We start from the raw sequence: 16,561 nt of genomic DNA, 5'->3' as shown, positions 1-16,561 counted from the left end.
GGTAAGCTTGAATCAGATGATTAAAAATAGAAAGCGGGAATGACAATGATTGTAACGAACGATCAAGAATTAGAAGGCCTTAAAAAAATCGGCAGAATCGTCGCGCTGGCGCGTGAAGAAATGAAGAAAAAAGCCGAGCCCGGCATGAGCACGAAAGATCTTGACCTGATCGGAAAGGCGGTGCTTGACGAGCACGGAGCCGCTTCCGCTCCGGAGAAGGAATACGATTTCCCGGGCGTGACATGCATCAGCGTAAATGACGAAGTCGCTCACGGCATCCCGAGCGCCTCTAAAATCTTAAAAGCCGGAGATCTTGTAAATATCGATATTTCGGCGGAGTTCGGCGGTTTTTATTCCGATACGGGAATTTCATTTGTACTCGGAGAAGGCGATGAACGTCTGCAAAAGCTTTGTAATTGCGCAGCATCCGCATTTCAGAAAGGATTGGATCAGGCAAAAGCCGGCAAACGCCAAAACCAGATCGGCAGAGCCGTCTATCATGAAGCCCGCTCCAATGGATTTACCGTTATTAAAACGCTGACGGGCCACGGAATCGGCAGAAACCTCCATGAAGCGCCGAACCACATCATGAATTACTATGATCCGTTTGATAACGCGCTGTTTAAAAACGGAACCGTGATCGCGCTTGAGCCGTTTATTTCCACGAAAGCGGAAACGATTGTTGAAGCGGGAGACGGCTGGACGTTTAAAACGCCGGATAAAAGCCTTGTCGCCCAAGTGGAACACACCATCGTGATCACAAAAGACAAACCGATTATTTTAACTGCATTGTAATGTTTCATCTCCCTTCCAAACAGGTATACAACAACTAACCCGAAGGAGGGAGACGCATGAAAAAAGATAAAGAAAAAATCAAAATCGAAAACGAAATACACGCCATGCACGGCGTAACGAAACAGCAGATTTTAGAGGATTTCGAGGAATTTAAGGCGTACCTTCATCAGAAAATTTCCGCCGGAAAAAAACTGGGTCTGGATGACAGCAAAATCATCAAAAGCGCCGCCATCCTCGGGGACTATCTCGCCAAACACGAGGAGCCCCGCAATGCGGAAGAAAAACTCTTACAAGAACTGTGGGACATTGCGGATGACAATGAAAAACAGCATTTGGCCCAGCTTCTCGTCAAACTTGCCGGACACTGATACAGTGCCCGGCTTTTTTATGCTCCGTTATAAGAGTTGTGCTACACTGGACATATGTCTGTGAAAGGAGCCATTTTTCAACATGTGGTTTATTATCTTCGGGTTTATTTTCTTTATTGAAAGCATCATTCTCACCGTTTACGGAGTGAAGAAAAAGAAGGGGATGCTGATTTATTTCGGCGTCGTTTTCGGAATCATGACACTCGGAACGGTGCTGTTAAAATTAACCGGCCATTAAGCATGAAAAGACCGCCCTTTACATATATATGTAAGAAAGCTTTACATCTCTGAATCGAAAGTCTCAGTTTTTGCGTTATCCCTTTTCAGCGTCTTTTTATAGATGTTACAATGCCAAAAGTTTGGCAAAAACTGAAGAAACCTCCCCAGCGGGAGAACGGAGAAAGGAGTTTTCTGACATGCATTATGGCAGTAAAGGCTGGTATGTAGAAGAGTTAAAGAAAAAAGGAATTACCCACTATGAAGGAAGAAAGCTTCAAAGCTTCAAAAAGTACTTCCTTGCCAATCTGCTGGAAACAAAAAAACAAGCATAACGTAAATCAGCCGTGCTGTCAGTGCAGCACGGCTTTTTTCTATACATTAGTGAGCCTGTCTCTTTTTTTAAGGAAGGACTCCCTCCAGCTTTCTGACAGCGCTTCTTCCCGCAGTATTTCTTCAATCGCTGACAGATTGCCGGAATCACGATATTTCACTTCATTCGCATACCAGACGGAAATGCTTTCTTTTCCTCTCGACAGACGCTTGAGGACGGGACGCGGATCGACATATCCTTCTTCAAGCACCCTGAAATAAAAGCCGGTAAATCCCGTCTGCTGTACACGGAGCACCATATCTTTGATGCCATATTTGAGCGCGAGTTTGACGCAGGGCTGGCGCGGCTGGCTTACTTGAACGACGGCTTCCCCCAGCTGAAAGACGTCTCCGATCCACACGTCTTGTTCGGCAAGTCCTTTGACCGTTACATTCTCCCCGAACGCGGCGGCGGGAAGTTTTCTCGCGAGCGTTGTTTCCCAATATGAATAATGCTCGGCGGGATACACGCACACCGCTTTATCGGGGCCTCCGTGATGCTTCAAGTCGGCTTGCCCGTCCCCGTCAAAATGGGTTTTATACAGCATGACGGGAGAATCTGCGGGCCGCTTTATGATGCCGGAATTGATTTGTCTGCCGGCAAATTCATGAATTGCGGGCTTTCCGAGATTGATAGATAAGACAGAATAGTCTTGCGTCACCTCGTTCACATCCTTTGCGAAATCTCATATCTTTCCTTTATCATAGTAAGAAAAAGGTGGTTTTTCCATGCTTCAATATCATATGATTGCAGACGGCCGGGTTCAGGGCGTAGGTTTTCGCTACTTCGTCCAGATGGAAGCCGACAGACATAAGGTAGCCGGCTGGGTAAAAAACCGTGATGACGGCCGGGTGGAAATCCTTGCCGAAGGTCCTGAAGAGTCGTTAAAACAATTTGCCGAAGCAGTCAGAAAAGGCAGCCCCTTCTCAAATGTCACAGGCGTAACCATCGAAGAATCACACCGTCTGAAAGGGTACCGCACTTTTACCATCAGTTACTGATAAGGCTTGTCCTGATAATAATAATTCGGCTTCACAATTGTATTGTCATATGATTTATGGAAAATGTGGGTGGAAGCCGGCGAGATCGGCGGAATCAGCCAGGTCCAGTCGCCCGTCAGCTTTCTGCCCGCGTCTTGTTCCTGTTCTTCAAAGCGTTTAAATTGATTCGCCGCCGTATGGTGATCGACAATGCTGACACCGTGTTTTTTGTATGAATAGAGCACTGCCTTATTCAGTTCCACCAGCACCTGATCCTTCCACAGGTCGGTATTCAGGCTGGCGGAAATCCCCATGACCGCAGCGGCTTTTTTGAGCATATCATACCGTTTTTCGTCAGCAAGGTTCCTTGCGCCGATTTCGGTTCCCATATACCATCCGTTAAAAGGCGCCGCGTTGTACGACAGCCCGCCGATTTCAAGCCTCATATCGGCGATAATCGGAACCCCGTACCATCTGAGATTTAAATCGGCAAACTCTTCAATATCCGGATGGGTGATCGGCACTTCTTTCACGAGCGTCTGAGGCAGGTCATACCAGACCGGCTGCCCGTCCCCTTTCATCCGGAAAAGCAGCGGCAGAATATCAAAATCGGTCCGCTTCCCGCGCCAGCCGAGTTTTTCGCAGACAGCCGTCAGCTCATATGATGCCGGATCACCGACTCTTCCTTTTTCAGTCTCATATCCCGCATAGCGGATGAGCTGGTGATTCCAGATCTCCACTTGTTTTTCCCCATTCTTCTCAGGAGGGAAAATCGTAATCGTCGGTTTAATTTTTCCGCCGTTCGTGGCGATTTTGATATGTTCAAATAATGCGTCGCGCACCTCTTCTTTCGTGTTCACACCGCGCCGGTCAATGACGTTCAGCGATTGCCAGAACAGACGCCCGATACAGCGGTTGCTGTTGCGCCACGCCATTTTCGCCCCGTGTTCAAGCTCTTCCGCCGTATGGACGTAACTTCCCGTCCGATCTATCTCATCTTTTATCGCGTGCAGACGCGCGTTGATTTGCGATTCCATTCCGAGTTCCTGATAGCAGACATCAATAAAATCCTTCGCCTCATCCCAAAGTATTTCCGTATGTTTCAAAAAACTCTCTCCTTCAATTTACATCTGTTTCCCATTGTATCGTTTTTAGGAGTGAACACAATGGTTTTTTTGTATCATACTGGAAACTGCAAAGAAAAAACACCTGTGATGTTCGCAGGTGTTTTACAAAACGGAATGCAGTTTTTCAGCCAGTGTAAGCAAATCCTCACGGTAGTTTTTTCCCGTCATCGGAATTCCGTGACCCGTCAAAAGCGCTTCCGGCTCCAGTTCGGCCAGTTTCTGAACGGATGCGGCCGCCGTCTGCGTATCCGCTGTAAAATAAGCGGGCGGCCCGTGAAGCTCTTGCTTTTGAATGACAACGTCCGCAAGCGATTCCTGTTCAACAGTGATCACGGCATCACCGGCAAGCAGAACGCGGTCTTTATCCCGGAATAATGAAATATGGCCGGGTGTGTGGCCGGGCGTATGCACCCATTTCCATTCTTCAAGAAACGGAACGGTACCGTCTGAAGGCAGTGCCTGAACGGACGGAATGCGGATCGTATGGCGCGGAAACAGCGGTGACAGCTTTGCGACAAGCCCTTTTTTCGCATCGGGCCTGGCAGGCGGATAATCCGCTTTCCCCGTGACGTACGGGAGCTCCTTTTCATGAATGTAAACCGGCACATCCCAAAGTTCAAGCAGCTCTTCAATCGCACCGACATGATCAAAATGACCGTGTGTCAAAATGACCGCCTTCAGCTGATACCCCTCTTTGAATCGGCGTTTCATTTCTTCTGTTATCATCTCCGCCGATTGAGGCATTCCCGCATCAACCAGAATGATTTCCCGCGGAGCTGAGGGATTTTCGATAAAGTAAACATTCGCAATCTGCACGGTCAGTCCGTAAACGCCGTCCGCCGCTTTAAAACCGGCTCCGCTTCTCACTGAAAAAAGCGGCATAAACGGATCACTCATCATGGCACCTCCTCTGATGCCTTTAGTGTGCGACGAACCGGGTGTTTTATGTTAAAAAATCGTGATCGCGCCGATGATGAGCGCAAAGGCCGTCATGACGATAACGGCAAGAACCGCCCATTTCATGGCAAATTTCTGGTGTTCATCAATGGTGACCCCGGCAAGCCCGACTAATAAATGCGTCGACGGCACGAGCGGGCTTAACATATGAATCGGCTGGCCGATGATCGAAGCGCGGGCGATTTCCACCTTATCTACACCGTACGCCACGGCGGTCTCGGATAAAATGGGCAGCACGCCGTAAAAATAGGCGTCATTGGGCATCAGAAATGTAAAAATACCGCTCGTTAAGGCAACAATCGCCGGAATAAATCCCCCCATCTGTTCCGGAATAAGCGATACGAGGGAAATGGCCATCTCATCAACCATCTTCGTCCCCGTTAAAATTCCGGTAAACACGCCTGCGGCAAAAATCATCGAACCGATCGCAAGCACATTGCTCGAATGGGCTGAAATACGCTCCCTTTGATCGTTAAGCTTCGGATAGTTGACAATCAGCGCGATACAAAACGCAATGATGAACAGCACGGTTAAATTCACTTTTCCTGACACTAAAAATCCCACTAAAGAAAGCGTTAACAGTAAATTGAACCACCACAGTTTCGGCCGCCTCCATTCATCTTCCGCAGCCGCAGCCGTTTCATTTGTATGGGACGGCTGCTTTAATTCGATCACCCCGAGCCGTTTCCTTTCCATCCTTCCGAGTACATAAGCGACCACAATCATACACACCATTCCGCTGGCAATGACAGGCAGCATCGGCCCCGTCAGCTCTGCCGGGTCAACGCCGAGCGCACTCGCCGCACGCGGCGTCGCGCCGCCCCATGGTATCGTGTTCATGATACCCATGCCGACACCGGCGATTCCCGCTAAAATAATCGGACGGATTCCGAGCATGATATACAAAGGCAGCATTGCGCTTGTCGTAATCATATACGTCGTCGAGCCGTCTCCGTCCAGTGCGACAAGCATGGTTAAAACGGCTGTTCCGACTACAATTTTGAGCGGGTCGCCTTTAACCAGCTTTAAAATGCGCGACACCATCGGATCAAATAAACCGGTATCAATCATAATGCCGAAATAAAGAATCGCAAACATAATCATGACTGCAATCGGCGCCACCTGTTCAATCCCGGAAATCATCATCTCGCCGACCCGGTTAAAAGAAAACCCGGCAAACAGCGCAAACACGATCGGCGTTAATACGAGCGCCGTTAACACTGAAAGCCGTTTTGTCATAATCAGTACCATAAAAACAAGCATCATAAGAAAGCCTAAGATTGCTAACACAGTATGTCCCCCTTATCATGAATACGCTTACATTTTAAAGGCCCGATCCCCTTTATCCGCCTTTTTGCTATCTTATGAGAATTGGATATTGAAGTAAATATTTTGGATTTTAAAGATTTTTAATTTTTTATAACCTTTTCGTTCATTTTGTTCATTTATAAATAAAAAGCCTCCCGCAAATATGCGGAAGGCTTATTTTTCGCTGCTCATCATCTCTTTATAAAACTCGGTCTGCTCTTCTAAAAAGCGTTTTGCGCCGCTGCTGTTTTTATAAAAGCTCTCCCAATCCCGTTTTTTCAACATTTGCTTCCACTCCGCGGATGAGGTAATCTGTTTCAAAGCCTGATCCCAATAGGCGATCTCGCCTTCGGTCATGTCTTTCGGCCCCATGATGCCTCTCCAGTGCGCAAAGACAAACGGCACCCCCTGCTCTTTCCATGTCGGCACATCGCTGAAGCCGGAGAGCCTTTTGTCCGACGTAACGGCCGCCAATGTGATTTTCCCTTTCCGATAGGCGTCTCTCGCTTCTGAAATGGTCATTGAGGCGGCGTCTATCTCGTGGCTGATAAGAGCTTCAATGACTTCATTGCTGCTCCCGTATTGAAAAAAGCGGATATCAAACGGAGAAATTTCGGCCATTTCCGCCGCTCTCGCAAAGGAGAGCTGGTCATCATTTCCGAGGCCGGGCGCAAATCCGATTTTTATGCTCCCCGGATGTGCTTTAATATCGCCGAGCAGCTGCTTTCCGCTTTTTATCTTTGAATCCTTCGGAAGAGCGACGGTCTGCCACTCTTTTGCGATAATGGCCAAAGGCGTAAAATCAGCTGCCTTCAGCCGGCTTTGTCCCAAAATTTCATTGCTTAACAGCAGGCTTGAATTCATACTGATGACATCCGTTTTTCGTTCGTTTACATATTTCCAGCCGCTGTCTCCGCCTCCGCCGGGTTTATAGACGATCTTTACGGGCCGGCCTAATATTTGCTTCCGCTCTATTACCGATTGCAAAGCTTTTGCCGTTACGTCCCAGCCCCCTTGAGGCGCTGCCGGGACGACAATTTCAACCGGCCCTTCGGCTGAACGGATGCCCGCCATCTGCCGTCCGTCAAAAGAAACCAGCGCCGCCAGCATGACAAGAAGCACTCCCAACCGCTTCATTTCTCCCATCCCTTATTCATGTGCTAAATAATATTTCCGTTCCGGCCTGCCGATAATGCCGTACTCTAATTCAGCGAGCGCTTCTTCCTGAGAAACGAGAAACTCGGCGTAGCGCCGCGCCGTTGTTCTGGAGGCGCCCATTTTTTCGCCCAGTTCTTCAGCCGTCAACCCTTTTTGGGCTGCCCTGAGCGCGTTTTTGATTTTTTGAAGTGTAATCGAATTAATCCCGGTCGGCAGATCATTGAGCTGTTTTTGTTCTTTCTGACCGCTTCCGAAAAACATGTCGATAACGGACTGGCTCAGCTCCGGCTGTGAGCGCAGCCATTCTCTTTTTTCCCGGTACTGCAAAAGCACTTCTGTAAATTTATGTGCCGACACAGGCTTTATGACATAGTGGGAAACGCCTGATCTGAGCGCTTCCTGCAGCAGTCTTGTTTCGGCAGAAGCCGTAATAATGATGATATCAACAGAAGGAAAACGGCCGCGGATAAGGGGAAGCAGATCTGTCCCCAGCTCATCAGGCATATAAATATCCAAAAGCAGCAGATCAGGCTGCCGTTTCTCAAGCAGCGATATGGTGTCTTTGGCATTGATTGCTTTACCGATGACATTGAATCCATCAAGATGTTCGATAAATTTTTCGTGAATTTGCGCTATTCGAAAGTCGTCCTCTGCAATCGCGATGTTAATCACACCGATTCCCCCTTTGGCGTTTCTTTCGGTATAAACACCGTAAATACGGCACCGCCGCTCTTTTGCTGCGAAATCTCTATCGATCCCTGCAATTCACTGACGGCTTCTTTCAGATTGGCTAAGCCGTATCCTCTCCTCGTCCCCTTTGAAGAGTAGCCCTTTTCAAATATCGTTTCTGTTTTTTCCTGAGGCACGCCGTCTCCTGAGTCCGCCACTTCGATGACGATATCCCTGCCGATATCGGTCATAAAAAAGGCGACCTCTTTTTTCTCTTTTTCGGCGACGGCTTCGAAAGCGTTATCAATAAGATTCCCGATGATCGTAATGAGCTGGGATGAACCCACATGCTCCGGCAGCGATTCTAAAAAGCTGTTTTCATCTATTGAAAGCTTCACTTTCTTCTCAGACGCCTTTCCCATTTTTCCTAATAGTATGGCCTGAACCCGCTGTGAATGAATGTTTTGAAAGAGGATTTCGTGCTGTTCATTCTGGATGGCGTACTCTTCTTTTATCAGTTCAATGGCTTCATTATATTCTCCCAGCTCTAACAGACCGAGGATCGCGTAAAGCTTATTCGAGAATTCATGCGTTTGCGCCCGAAGATCCTCTGAGTATTTTTTCATTTCAGTCAGCTTGTTAATGAGTTTCTTGAGCTCCGTTTTTTCGCGGAAGCTGATCACCGCTCCGTATACTTGTCCGGTCTGCTTCATTTCTTTCACGTTTAAGATAAATACTTTATCTCCGGCACGCACCTCCACGTTCGGCGGTAATTCTCCCCCTGCCAACACCGGCATGAGATTTGCGCCCGGCATGATTTCTTTTATATGCCTTCCGATCATCGGTTCCGGAAGATTCAGCATATCAGCCGCAGATAAATTCATCATGGTTACCGCGCCTTCTTTGTTTACGGCGATAATCCCTTCTTTAATCGCAAGGAGCATCGCATTGCGCTCCCTGTACAGCGCTGCAATTTCATGCGGTTCAAGGCCGAGTGTATCTTTACGGATGCTTTTTGCGAGCGCCGCCGCTCCCCCGATGCCGATAAGAAACACCAAACATGCAAAATAGCCTAAATGCCGCAGATGCGCTTTCATATCTTTTTCTATCTCATCTTGTAAAAACTCGACTGTCACCGTTCCGACGACTTCGTTATGATTTTTTTCCTCCAAAATAACCGGGGCGCTTCCCCGGACAGCCTTCATTCCGTCGGAAACCGGTGACCCGCCGAACATGACGGTTTTATTTTGCAGATTTTGATTTTCTTTCGGAATGCTGCTTCGGGCCGAATGAAATGCAACATGCCCTTTTTGATCAGTGATGTAGACGGCGTGCGCGCCTGCCTGTTCTTTCATTTGTTCAATGACGTCTAACTTTGTAAAAGCTTCTTGATCCGCAAGCCGGAACGCCTCTTTTACAGGTGGCATGTATGAAATGGTTTTCGCCGTTTGCACCGCCAGCTGTTCAGCCTGCTTCTGCCCTTCCTTTAATTGCTGAAAGGCAAATATAACTGTGAGCGTTCCGATGACAAGTATTAATAAAGCCGCAATTAATCCGGCGATTTTCATTTGCAGAGAGACATAAAACCGCTTTGCTTCCAACACAGCACCAGCCGTCCTTTCCTCCTAAAATCATACCACTTTTTAAATCTTTGTTTCTCATTTTTGAGAATTTTCGTGATCTTTTTCTCTTGTCATTTCTTTCGAAAAGTGCAATCTGGTATAATTTTCCTCAAGAGAGATAAGAAGGATGAACTTTTTATAATCGCTGCGCAAAAAAAGACTGACAGAAGCCAGTCTCGGGATGTTTAACAGCGGACGTATATTCAGTTGAAAAAGTGTTTCTCTATGATGGCCGAGATACATTTGAATGACCGGAAATATCAATCAATTTCCCTTTGACGGCCAGGCGTCCTTCGGTTCTTACCGCTTTGTCGCATGTGATTAATGTAATCTCTTTATCTTTTGTCTCCTGAATTGCGTTTGCTTCTATTTCTGAAATCATGGTTTTTGATGTTACAGAATAAATATAGTCTTTTCTAAAGTCGGTCATCACGATTTGCGCGCCTTTTTTTATGTGTAAAAGAGGGCCGAACAATAGGTTCTCCTGCTTCAGATGGTGGCCTGCCAACGGGTAGTTTCCCTCGCCCATTTCCTGATCCGGACGCATAGTTGCCGCGCCGATCAGCAGGTTTTCATTGGTTGTGCCTTTTAAAATCGGAAGGTCTAAATCGATGCTGCTGATGGTTATCCGTCCGATTATCGGTTTTGGTTTGCGATTAAAACTTGACTGAACTGTTTCCCTGAAACCGGGCGGATGAATGGATTCAAAATCATAGTCCGCTTTTTTCATGTTATTTTTCCGCGCTTGTTCTGCGGTTAATTCCGATTCAATTTGGCTTTTACTGAGGTACGCGATCAAACAGCCTTTCATGAGAGGAGAGGAGATGAGAAGCAGCCCGGACAAAATAAGAACGGCAATGATCATTTTTTTAACCATGAAGAAAATTCCTTTCTTGTACGTCATGCGGTGAATATTTGGTGAGAAATGATTCTCTTTTTAAAAAAGCACCTGATCGATTCTTACATGATCAGGTGCGATAACGTCTATCTATTCCTTGCTTTCTTCTTTCTTGATACAACAGCCGCGGCTCCGCCGGCTAATAGCAGCAGAATACCGGCCGTGACCGGCATCATACCGTCCGTATCACCGGTTTTCGGCAGGTTTTTGCCTGTATCCGAGTGATTGGTTTTACCATTGGTATCAGGATGATGCCCGCCTTGATTCGTTTGATGATTCGGTGTGTCTTTCCCAGGTGCGGGATTTTTTAATTTCTTATTAGAAACGACGACCTCAACGGCTTTTAACTGTCCTTTTTCAATTGTGAATTCAATTGGTTTTTCGTTCAGCTGATAGCCGTCAGGCGCTTTTGTTTCGATAAATCGATACTGCCCGGGCGCTAATCCTTTCACCGTAAACCGGCCCTTTTGATCCGTCTTCCATACCGCCGGCCGTTCTTTGCTGCCGCCGGTGTTTACCGGATGTCCGGCAGAATCCGTGATCTTGAATTCAGCACCTTCCAGCACCTTATTTTTATCGTCATGGTCCACTTTTGTCAGTGTGACATCACCAGGCGTCAGTGTATTCTCCGCACTGATTTCGACTGGTTTTATGTCGGTATTTGTGATCTTGAATGATATTGGCGTTTGATCCAAACTGTAAAGTTCAGGCGCTTTTGTTTCGATAAATTGATATTCGCCCGCTTTCAGTCCCCGTACAATAATTTGTCCGTGCTCATCTGTCGTCAGACCCTCTGTCAGTACTTTGCCGTTTGCATCTGTCAGATTAAACTTCGCACCTTGCAGGACTTTCCGTTTGTCACCTTGATCCAATTTTGTGAGAACAACGCTGTTCTTGATGTTAACTGCAGTCAGGGCAGCCTGATTCGGTTTTCCGCTGTTCTCAGCCTTAATCGTAAACGGCACAGGGGTTGTTGACAGCAGATAACCATCCGGCGCTTTTGTTTCAACAAATTGATAGTTTCCGGGCGCCAAACCGCCGGCGTCAATTTTGCCGCCTTCTTTTGTCATCAGATCGTCTCTTACGGTTTTTCCATCACTGTCAATGATTTTAAATACTGCACCGTCTAAAACGTTTCCGTCTTGATCCTTCTTGATCAGCTGGACAGAGCCTTTATAGTTGACGGCCGTTCCTGCGTCAGACGGCTTCGGCTTTCCTTCCGCTGTTTCTGAGATGGTAAACTCTTTTTTCTCCGTATTTAACACATAGCCGTCGGGCGCTTTCGTTTCGATGAAGGCGTAATGACCCGGTGCAAGACCGGATGTTTCTACTTTTCCGTCCTTATCTGAAACCAGATCTTCTTTAACCGTTTTTCCATCACTGTCGACGATTTTGAAGACTGCACCTTCAAGCTCCTTGCCTTCCGCATCTTCCTTCGTCAGCCGGACAGAGCCTTTATAGTTGACGACCGTTCCTGCGTCAGTTGACTCCGGCTTTCCTTCCGCCGATTCTGAGATGGTAAACTCCACTTTCTCCGTATTTAACACATAACCGTTGGGCGCTTTCGTTTCGATGAAGGCGTAATGACCGGGTGCAAGGCCGGATGTTTCTACTTTTCCGTCCTTATCTGAAACCAGATCTTCTTTAACCGTTTTTCCATCACTGTCGACGATTTTGAAGACTGCACCTTCAAGCTTCTTGCCTTCCGCATCTTCCTTCGTCAGCCGGACAGAGCCTTTATAGTTGACGGCCGTTCCTGCGTCAGTTGACTCCGGCTTTCCTTCCGCCGATTCTGAGATGGTAAACTCCACTTTCTCCGTATTTAACACATATCCGTTGGGCGCTTTCGTTTCGATGAAGGCGTAATGACCGGGTGCAAGGCCGGATGTTTCTATTTTTCCGTCCTTATCTGAAACCAGATCTTTCTGAACCGTTTTACCATCACGGTCGACGATTTCGAAAACTGCGCCTTCAAGATTCCCGCCGTCTGCATCTTTCTTCGTTAAAGCGGCTTTTCCTTTATAATTCACCATTGATCCCAATTCAACATCAGGTACTTGATTCTTTTCGTTCTTTGCGATTGAGAAGTGAATGGCTTTTGTGTTTACGATAAACCCTGATGGGGCTTTCGTCTCCATCAGCCGATAGTATCCGGCGGGCAAACCCTTGATCTCAACTTTCCCATTTTTATCGCTTTCAATATTATTTTTTATCAGAGTATAGGTGCCGTCGCTTGATTTTTTCTCAAGCTTAAATACAGCACCGGCCAAAGGCTTGTTGTTTTCGTCTTTTTTGATAAGCGTCACCTTATTTTTTTGATTTATGACTTTATAGAGTGCTCCTGCAGCGGAGGATTTGCCGTCAATCGTAACGGAGACCCCGTTTACATAAGCATCGCTGATGGTGTAGCCGTCCGGAGCTTTTATTTCTTTCAGTACATAGGTTCCGTAACGGATATTCCCAAACGTAAGTTTACCGGCATCGTCTGTTGTGCCCGTACGCAGCAGCTGCTTGCCGTCTTTAGACCATAATTGAAAGCCGGCTCCTGAAAGAGATGTTCCGTCTGATCCTGTTTTAGATATCGTCAGGCTTCCCTTCTCTCCTGATCCTGAGCCGCCGCCGCTTGAAATGGCGACAAACACTGAGCTGTTGTTCTCTTGGGTCTGCTCCTCAACATTTGTCCCTGATATCGACACTTTGTTGCTGACCTGACCGCTGCTGCCGGAAATATTAATGAGAGAACGATATTGTATGACATACGCGCGGTCGATTTGTTTATAGCTGCCTGTAAAGGTAAGGAGAAATGATTGTTCGCCGGTGGCATTGTCAGTTTTTATATCTAGTTTATAGTCCTTATCTTTTTCAAGCTTCACATCACCCGGAATAAGGTTTCCGCTGCTGTCTTTCATAACGCCGTTCTCATTATATTTTGCTTGATATACTTTAAAAGAATCTTCATCTATTATTTGATTCTCATCCGGTGTGTCTTTGACTTTTACGTCATCCAGTGTCGATTGGCTGGTATTGACATTGATGTTCCAATCGATATCGTTTCCGTTCTGTTTGCCGCCTTTAGAAATCAGATTTCCTCCGTTTGCGATGGAAACTGAACCCGTCAGCGTTCGGTCTGCATGGTCATTATTAAAGTACTCTGCTTTGTTTGTGTATTGACTCTGTTTAATGACCTGGCCTTTTAATGACGTTTTAAATTCAATCAGGTATGGTAAAGCGTCATCTGTTTTGAGATGTACGGTTAACGTATTTTTGTTGCCGTCTGACGGCTCCTCTATTTCATATTTTGAAGAATCCAGCGCCTCTCCTTCAGTGATGGAGCCGTTTTTGCTGATGGTATACGTTTTAACAGCAACCGACCCATGCAAAAATTGCTGACCATCTGTGATCGTATCTTTTATATAAGGATTCTTTGAAGGTTCGCCATTGTAATTAATGCCGACTTTCCATGTGATTTCTTTTGAAACGGCGTTGTATGAGCCGTTTTTGAATCCATTATGGGACGTCTGATTGTTCGGTGTGAAGCCGCTCGATTCCTTATTTGTGCGTTTGCCGCCGTTTTTATCCGTCCATGTCGACTCAGCCGTATTCTTAATGGGTTCGTTTGAAAAGTCAGCGTTGAATTTTGTCTTATACGTGATCTTAAACTGACTGTTTGTTTCTGCATAATCCCCGATCAATGCTATTGTAAAGCCTTGATTTCCGGGTTTTTTTGTTAATGTATAGTCTGTTCCTTCTTTCAGCGTTTTGTTATCAGTCGTGTCTTGCATGTGAAATGAATCGTCAATGAGCGCCAGTCCTCCGCTGGTGAATTGATCATCCAGCGTCCAGTCTTTCATTGTGTAACCGTTTTTATTAACTGTGATTGTCCAATCAACCGTCTTCTTCTCATAGTCTGCATTTGAATAATTTTTAATCAGATTCTGCTGAATGGCGGTTCCCGGAGTTTCCTTTGATTCCCCTGTATCTGTCATTGCTGTATTGGTGTATTTGACAGGACTGTCAATAATGACCCCATCGTTGACTTGAGATTGATAAATGATCTTATATGCTCCTGTGACAGTTTGCTTGAATTTTATTTCAAAGCCGTTCCCGTTATCAGTCAGCGTATAATCCCCACCCTCTTTTAATGGGGCGCCCTCTTGTTCGCTGCCGTTCTGGCTGAATGTAATCGGAAGGACTTTCAATGAACCGGGAACAAGATGCAGATCGTCTGATCCGAACGTATCCTTGATGCCGGCTTTGGATTGATCAATCTTTTTCTCACCGTAGTTGTACATAACAGCCCAGCTGAACGTTTGGGATTCTCCTTTATAACCTGTCGAAGATTTTTCTATCATTTTTCCGTAACCCGCTGTTACGGAAGCTTCCGCAGAAATCGGCTCCGCATTGTCTCCGCTGAATGCCGCCTTGTTTGTCAGCGTGATGTTTCCGCCTTTACCCGGCTTTGCCTCATCTTTAATTTCCGTGTCATATATGAGCCGGTAGGCTGTATCGATCGTCCCGGCGAAGGTGACATTACCGTTTTCGCCAACGGTATAACCTGAAGTTATCTCATTTCCCTGACTCACCGAGCCGTCAATATTCACATCAAGTTCATACACTTTCACAGAGCGGAAAATCAATTCGTCCGGAAGGCTTTCAGTCAATTTCGCATTTTTAACTTCTTCTTCCTTTTTATTAAGATCAACCGTCCACGTTACCTTTCCGGGATTAATACCTTTATCCAATGACCCTGATTTCTCAATGGTTTTATTGACATTCGGTTTAAAATAAACCGTTACGTCCGGCGTATCAGAGTGAACCGGAAACTTAATCTTTTGTGTGGTTGATCCTTTTATTTCTTTCTGATTGAATTGGGTGTTTACATACAATGACCCCTTGACGTTAGAATCTTCTTTTACCTCGCCATTAAACGTCATGATGACATGGCCGCTCGTATTAATGGAAAAAGTTCCGTACGTACTATCGCCGTCGGTCAATGGCTGGTTCGTAATGTCATTATGCATGATAAATTCTTTAGGCAGATCAAATTCATATCGATCCCCGTCGTTTATTGTTTTCCCCAGCTCATTCGGAATCGCCCATTGAATGGTGATATTTGCCGGAGAGTTCGTATTCGCAGGGTTGTTTTTGTCATATGGTTTTCCTTTTTCATCCGTCAATTTCACATCAGTTAAAATATTTTGCGTAATCTGGCTTCCGCCTGATTGAAGGCTTTTAGCGGCAGATTTGCTTGAAACCGCCATTTTTGATTGACTGCGTTTAGCAGAAGGTTTTGGTTTTGGTTTCGTTGTCTGTTCTGCTTTCTCCCCGCCGTCTGCAGATGCTGATTTTTTCTCTGTCTTTTCCTGAGGTTCAGCAGGTGTTGAAGAGGTGTTTTTTTCTGTTTCGGAATCCGTTGTTCCGTCTTTCTTCACAGGTATTAACACCTGCTGGGTCTTGCCGGCATCCAGTTGAAAAAGAGCTTTTGCCATTTTCGTCTCATCTGTTATGTCGGGAGTAAACTTCGCCGACAGTGTAATGGAGCCTTTGGCATCCCCGGCATCCGCTCCAGCATCGTTCACTTTCACTTCCAGCGTGCTGCTGTCTGCTTCAGCTTTATATATACCGATCACCCGATCAGCTGATGTCAGCTCACCTTCGGCATCGTTATCTAATGTAAAACTTTCCGGAATCTTTATGGTGATATTCCGGTCACTTGCATCTTCCTTGTTTTTTAGTGACCATTCGTATGTCAGTGTCACTTTATCTCCCGGTGCTAAAGCCGGTTCACTGGCTTTTGACCCGTCAACAGTCTGCTGTCTGCCGTCTTTGACTGCAACTGAATCAAAGAACCCGCTCACGCTTTGTTGTGATCCGGAAGCGGCTGCGATCGGAGTAAAGCTGACAACTTGGCTGAAGATGAAAAACAGCGTGAAGCATGAAATTAATGCCGCCCTCAGCCTTTTGCTTTTTTTCGGGCTGAACGAAAAGTTCCTCACTCCCAATGTCTTATTCCTCCCCTTTTATATAGACTTACGTTCGAACAAGCCGGTAAGCATGGGATTCTCCTTATCCGAACCAAACTACATTGTA

The 16,561-nt window shown here is 46.3% G+C and carries 14 protein-coding genes; 5 read left to right on the top strand and 9 right to left on the bottom strand.

What is annotated here, in order from left to right:
- Positions 1–45 precede the first annotated feature (45 nt).
- From map to NYE28_RS03975, 4 genes are all read left to right on the top strand, one after another.
- Entirely contained in the window at positions 46–795 is a 750-nt protein-coding gene (gene map, locus NYE28_RS03990; RefSeq protein ID WP_007408490.1) for a type I methionyl aminopeptidase, read from the top strand.
- A 56-nt stretch (positions 796–851) separates the two neighbouring features.
- Positions 852–1,163 (top strand): DUF3243 domain-containing protein, encoded by a 312-nt coding sequence (locus NYE28_RS03985; RefSeq protein WP_003155607.1) that lies wholly within the window; start codon positions 852–854, stop codon positions 1,161–1,163.
- A gap of 82 nt (positions 1,164–1,245) precedes the next feature.
- On the top strand, positions 1,246–1,401 hold the full coding sequence (locus NYE28_RS03980) for a hypothetical protein (protein ID WP_003155608.1): 156 nt from the start codon (positions 1,246–1,248) through the stop codon (positions 1,399–1,401).
- A 178-nt stretch (positions 1,402–1,579) separates the two neighbouring features.
- Positions 1,580–1,714: a YflJ family protein gene (locus tag NYE28_RS03975; RefSeq protein ID WP_003155609.1), complete on the top strand. Its 135-nt coding sequence runs from the start codon at positions 1,580–1,582 to the stop codon at positions 1,712–1,714.
- 39 nt (positions 1,715–1,753) lie between these two features.
- Here the strand turns inward: NYE28_RS03975 and NYE28_RS03970 are convergent, their stop codons facing one another.
- Positions 1,754–2,413: an MOSC domain-containing protein gene (locus NYE28_RS03970; protein WP_015239385.1), complete on the bottom strand. Its 660-nt coding sequence runs from the start codon at positions 2,411–2,413 to the stop codon at positions 1,754–1,756.
- A 67-nt stretch (positions 2,414–2,480) separates the two neighbouring features.
- On the opposite strand from NYE28_RS03970, the gene NYE28_RS03965 reads away from it, so the two are divergent.
- Complete coding sequence (locus tag NYE28_RS03965) at positions 2,481–2,753, top strand: acylphosphatase (RefSeq protein ID WP_015239384.1); 273 nt, start codon at positions 2,481–2,483, stop codon at positions 2,751–2,753.
- On the opposite strand, the gene nosA is transcribed toward NYE28_RS03965, so the two are convergent.
- The 8 genes from nosA to NYE28_RS03925 all read right to left on the bottom strand — a co-directional run bounded on the left by nosA (position 2,747) and on the right by NYE28_RS03925 (position 16,473).
- Positions 2,747–3,838, bottom strand: a complete 1,092-nt coding sequence (gene nosA / locus NYE28_RS03960; RefSeq protein ID WP_007408487.1) for a nitric oxide synthase — start codon at positions 3,836–3,838, stop codon at positions 2,747–2,749. The genes NYE28_RS03965 and nosA overlap by 7 nt on opposite strands.
- A 123-nt stretch (positions 3,839–3,961) precedes the next feature.
- Positions 3,962–4,756: an MBL fold metallo-hydrolase gene (locus NYE28_RS03955; protein WP_007408486.1), complete on the bottom strand. Its 795-nt coding sequence runs from the start codon at positions 4,754–4,756 to the stop codon at positions 3,962–3,964.
- A gap of 51 nt (positions 4,757–4,807) precedes the next feature.
- Positions 4,808–6,106 carry a citrate:proton symporter gene (locus NYE28_RS03950; protein WP_007408485.1) on the bottom strand — a complete coding sequence of 433 codons (1,299 nt, stop codon included), beginning with the start codon at positions 6,104–6,106 and terminating at the stop codon, positions 4,808–4,810.
- Positions 6,107–6,298: 192 nt separating this feature from the next.
- Complete coding sequence (locus NYE28_RS03945; RefSeq protein ID WP_160222908.1) at positions 6,299–7,261, bottom strand: tripartite tricarboxylate transporter substrate-binding protein; 963 nt, start codon at positions 7,259–7,261, stop codon at positions 6,299–6,301.
- A 12-nt stretch (positions 7,262–7,273) separates the two neighbouring features.
- Positions 7,274–7,954 (bottom strand): response regulator, encoded by a 681-nt coding sequence (locus tag NYE28_RS03940; RefSeq protein ID WP_160222907.1) that lies wholly within the window; start codon positions 7,952–7,954, stop codon positions 7,274–7,276.
- Positions 7,951–9,555, bottom strand: a complete 1,605-nt coding sequence (locus tag NYE28_RS03935; protein ID WP_039062765.1) for a sensor histidine kinase — start codon at positions 9,553–9,555, stop codon at positions 7,951–7,953. The genes NYE28_RS03940 and NYE28_RS03935 overlap by 4 nt, the downstream gene beginning before the upstream one ends.
- Positions 9,556–9,796: 241 nt before the next feature.
- A complete protein-coding gene (locus NYE28_RS03930) occupies positions 9,797–10,450 on the bottom strand; it encodes a class A sortase (RefSeq protein ID WP_251248704.1) in 654 nt (217 codons plus the stop codon).
- Positions 10,451–10,557: 107 nt separating this feature from the next.
- Complete coding sequence (locus tag NYE28_RS03925) at positions 10,558–16,473, bottom strand: SpaA isopeptide-forming pilin-related protein (protein WP_342490308.1); 5,916 nt, start codon at positions 16,471–16,473, stop codon at positions 10,558–10,560.
- Positions 16,474–16,561 lie beyond the last annotated feature (88 nt).

The organism is Bacillus sp. FSL R5-0443, assembly GCF_038608285.1.
In the GTDB taxonomy this organism is placed as follows: Bacteria; Bacillota; Bacilli; order Bacillales; family Bacillaceae; genus Bacillus; species Bacillus velezensis.
Note: the sequence above shows the minus strand (reverse complement) of the source record. Positions and strands in the feature narration are given on the sequence as shown.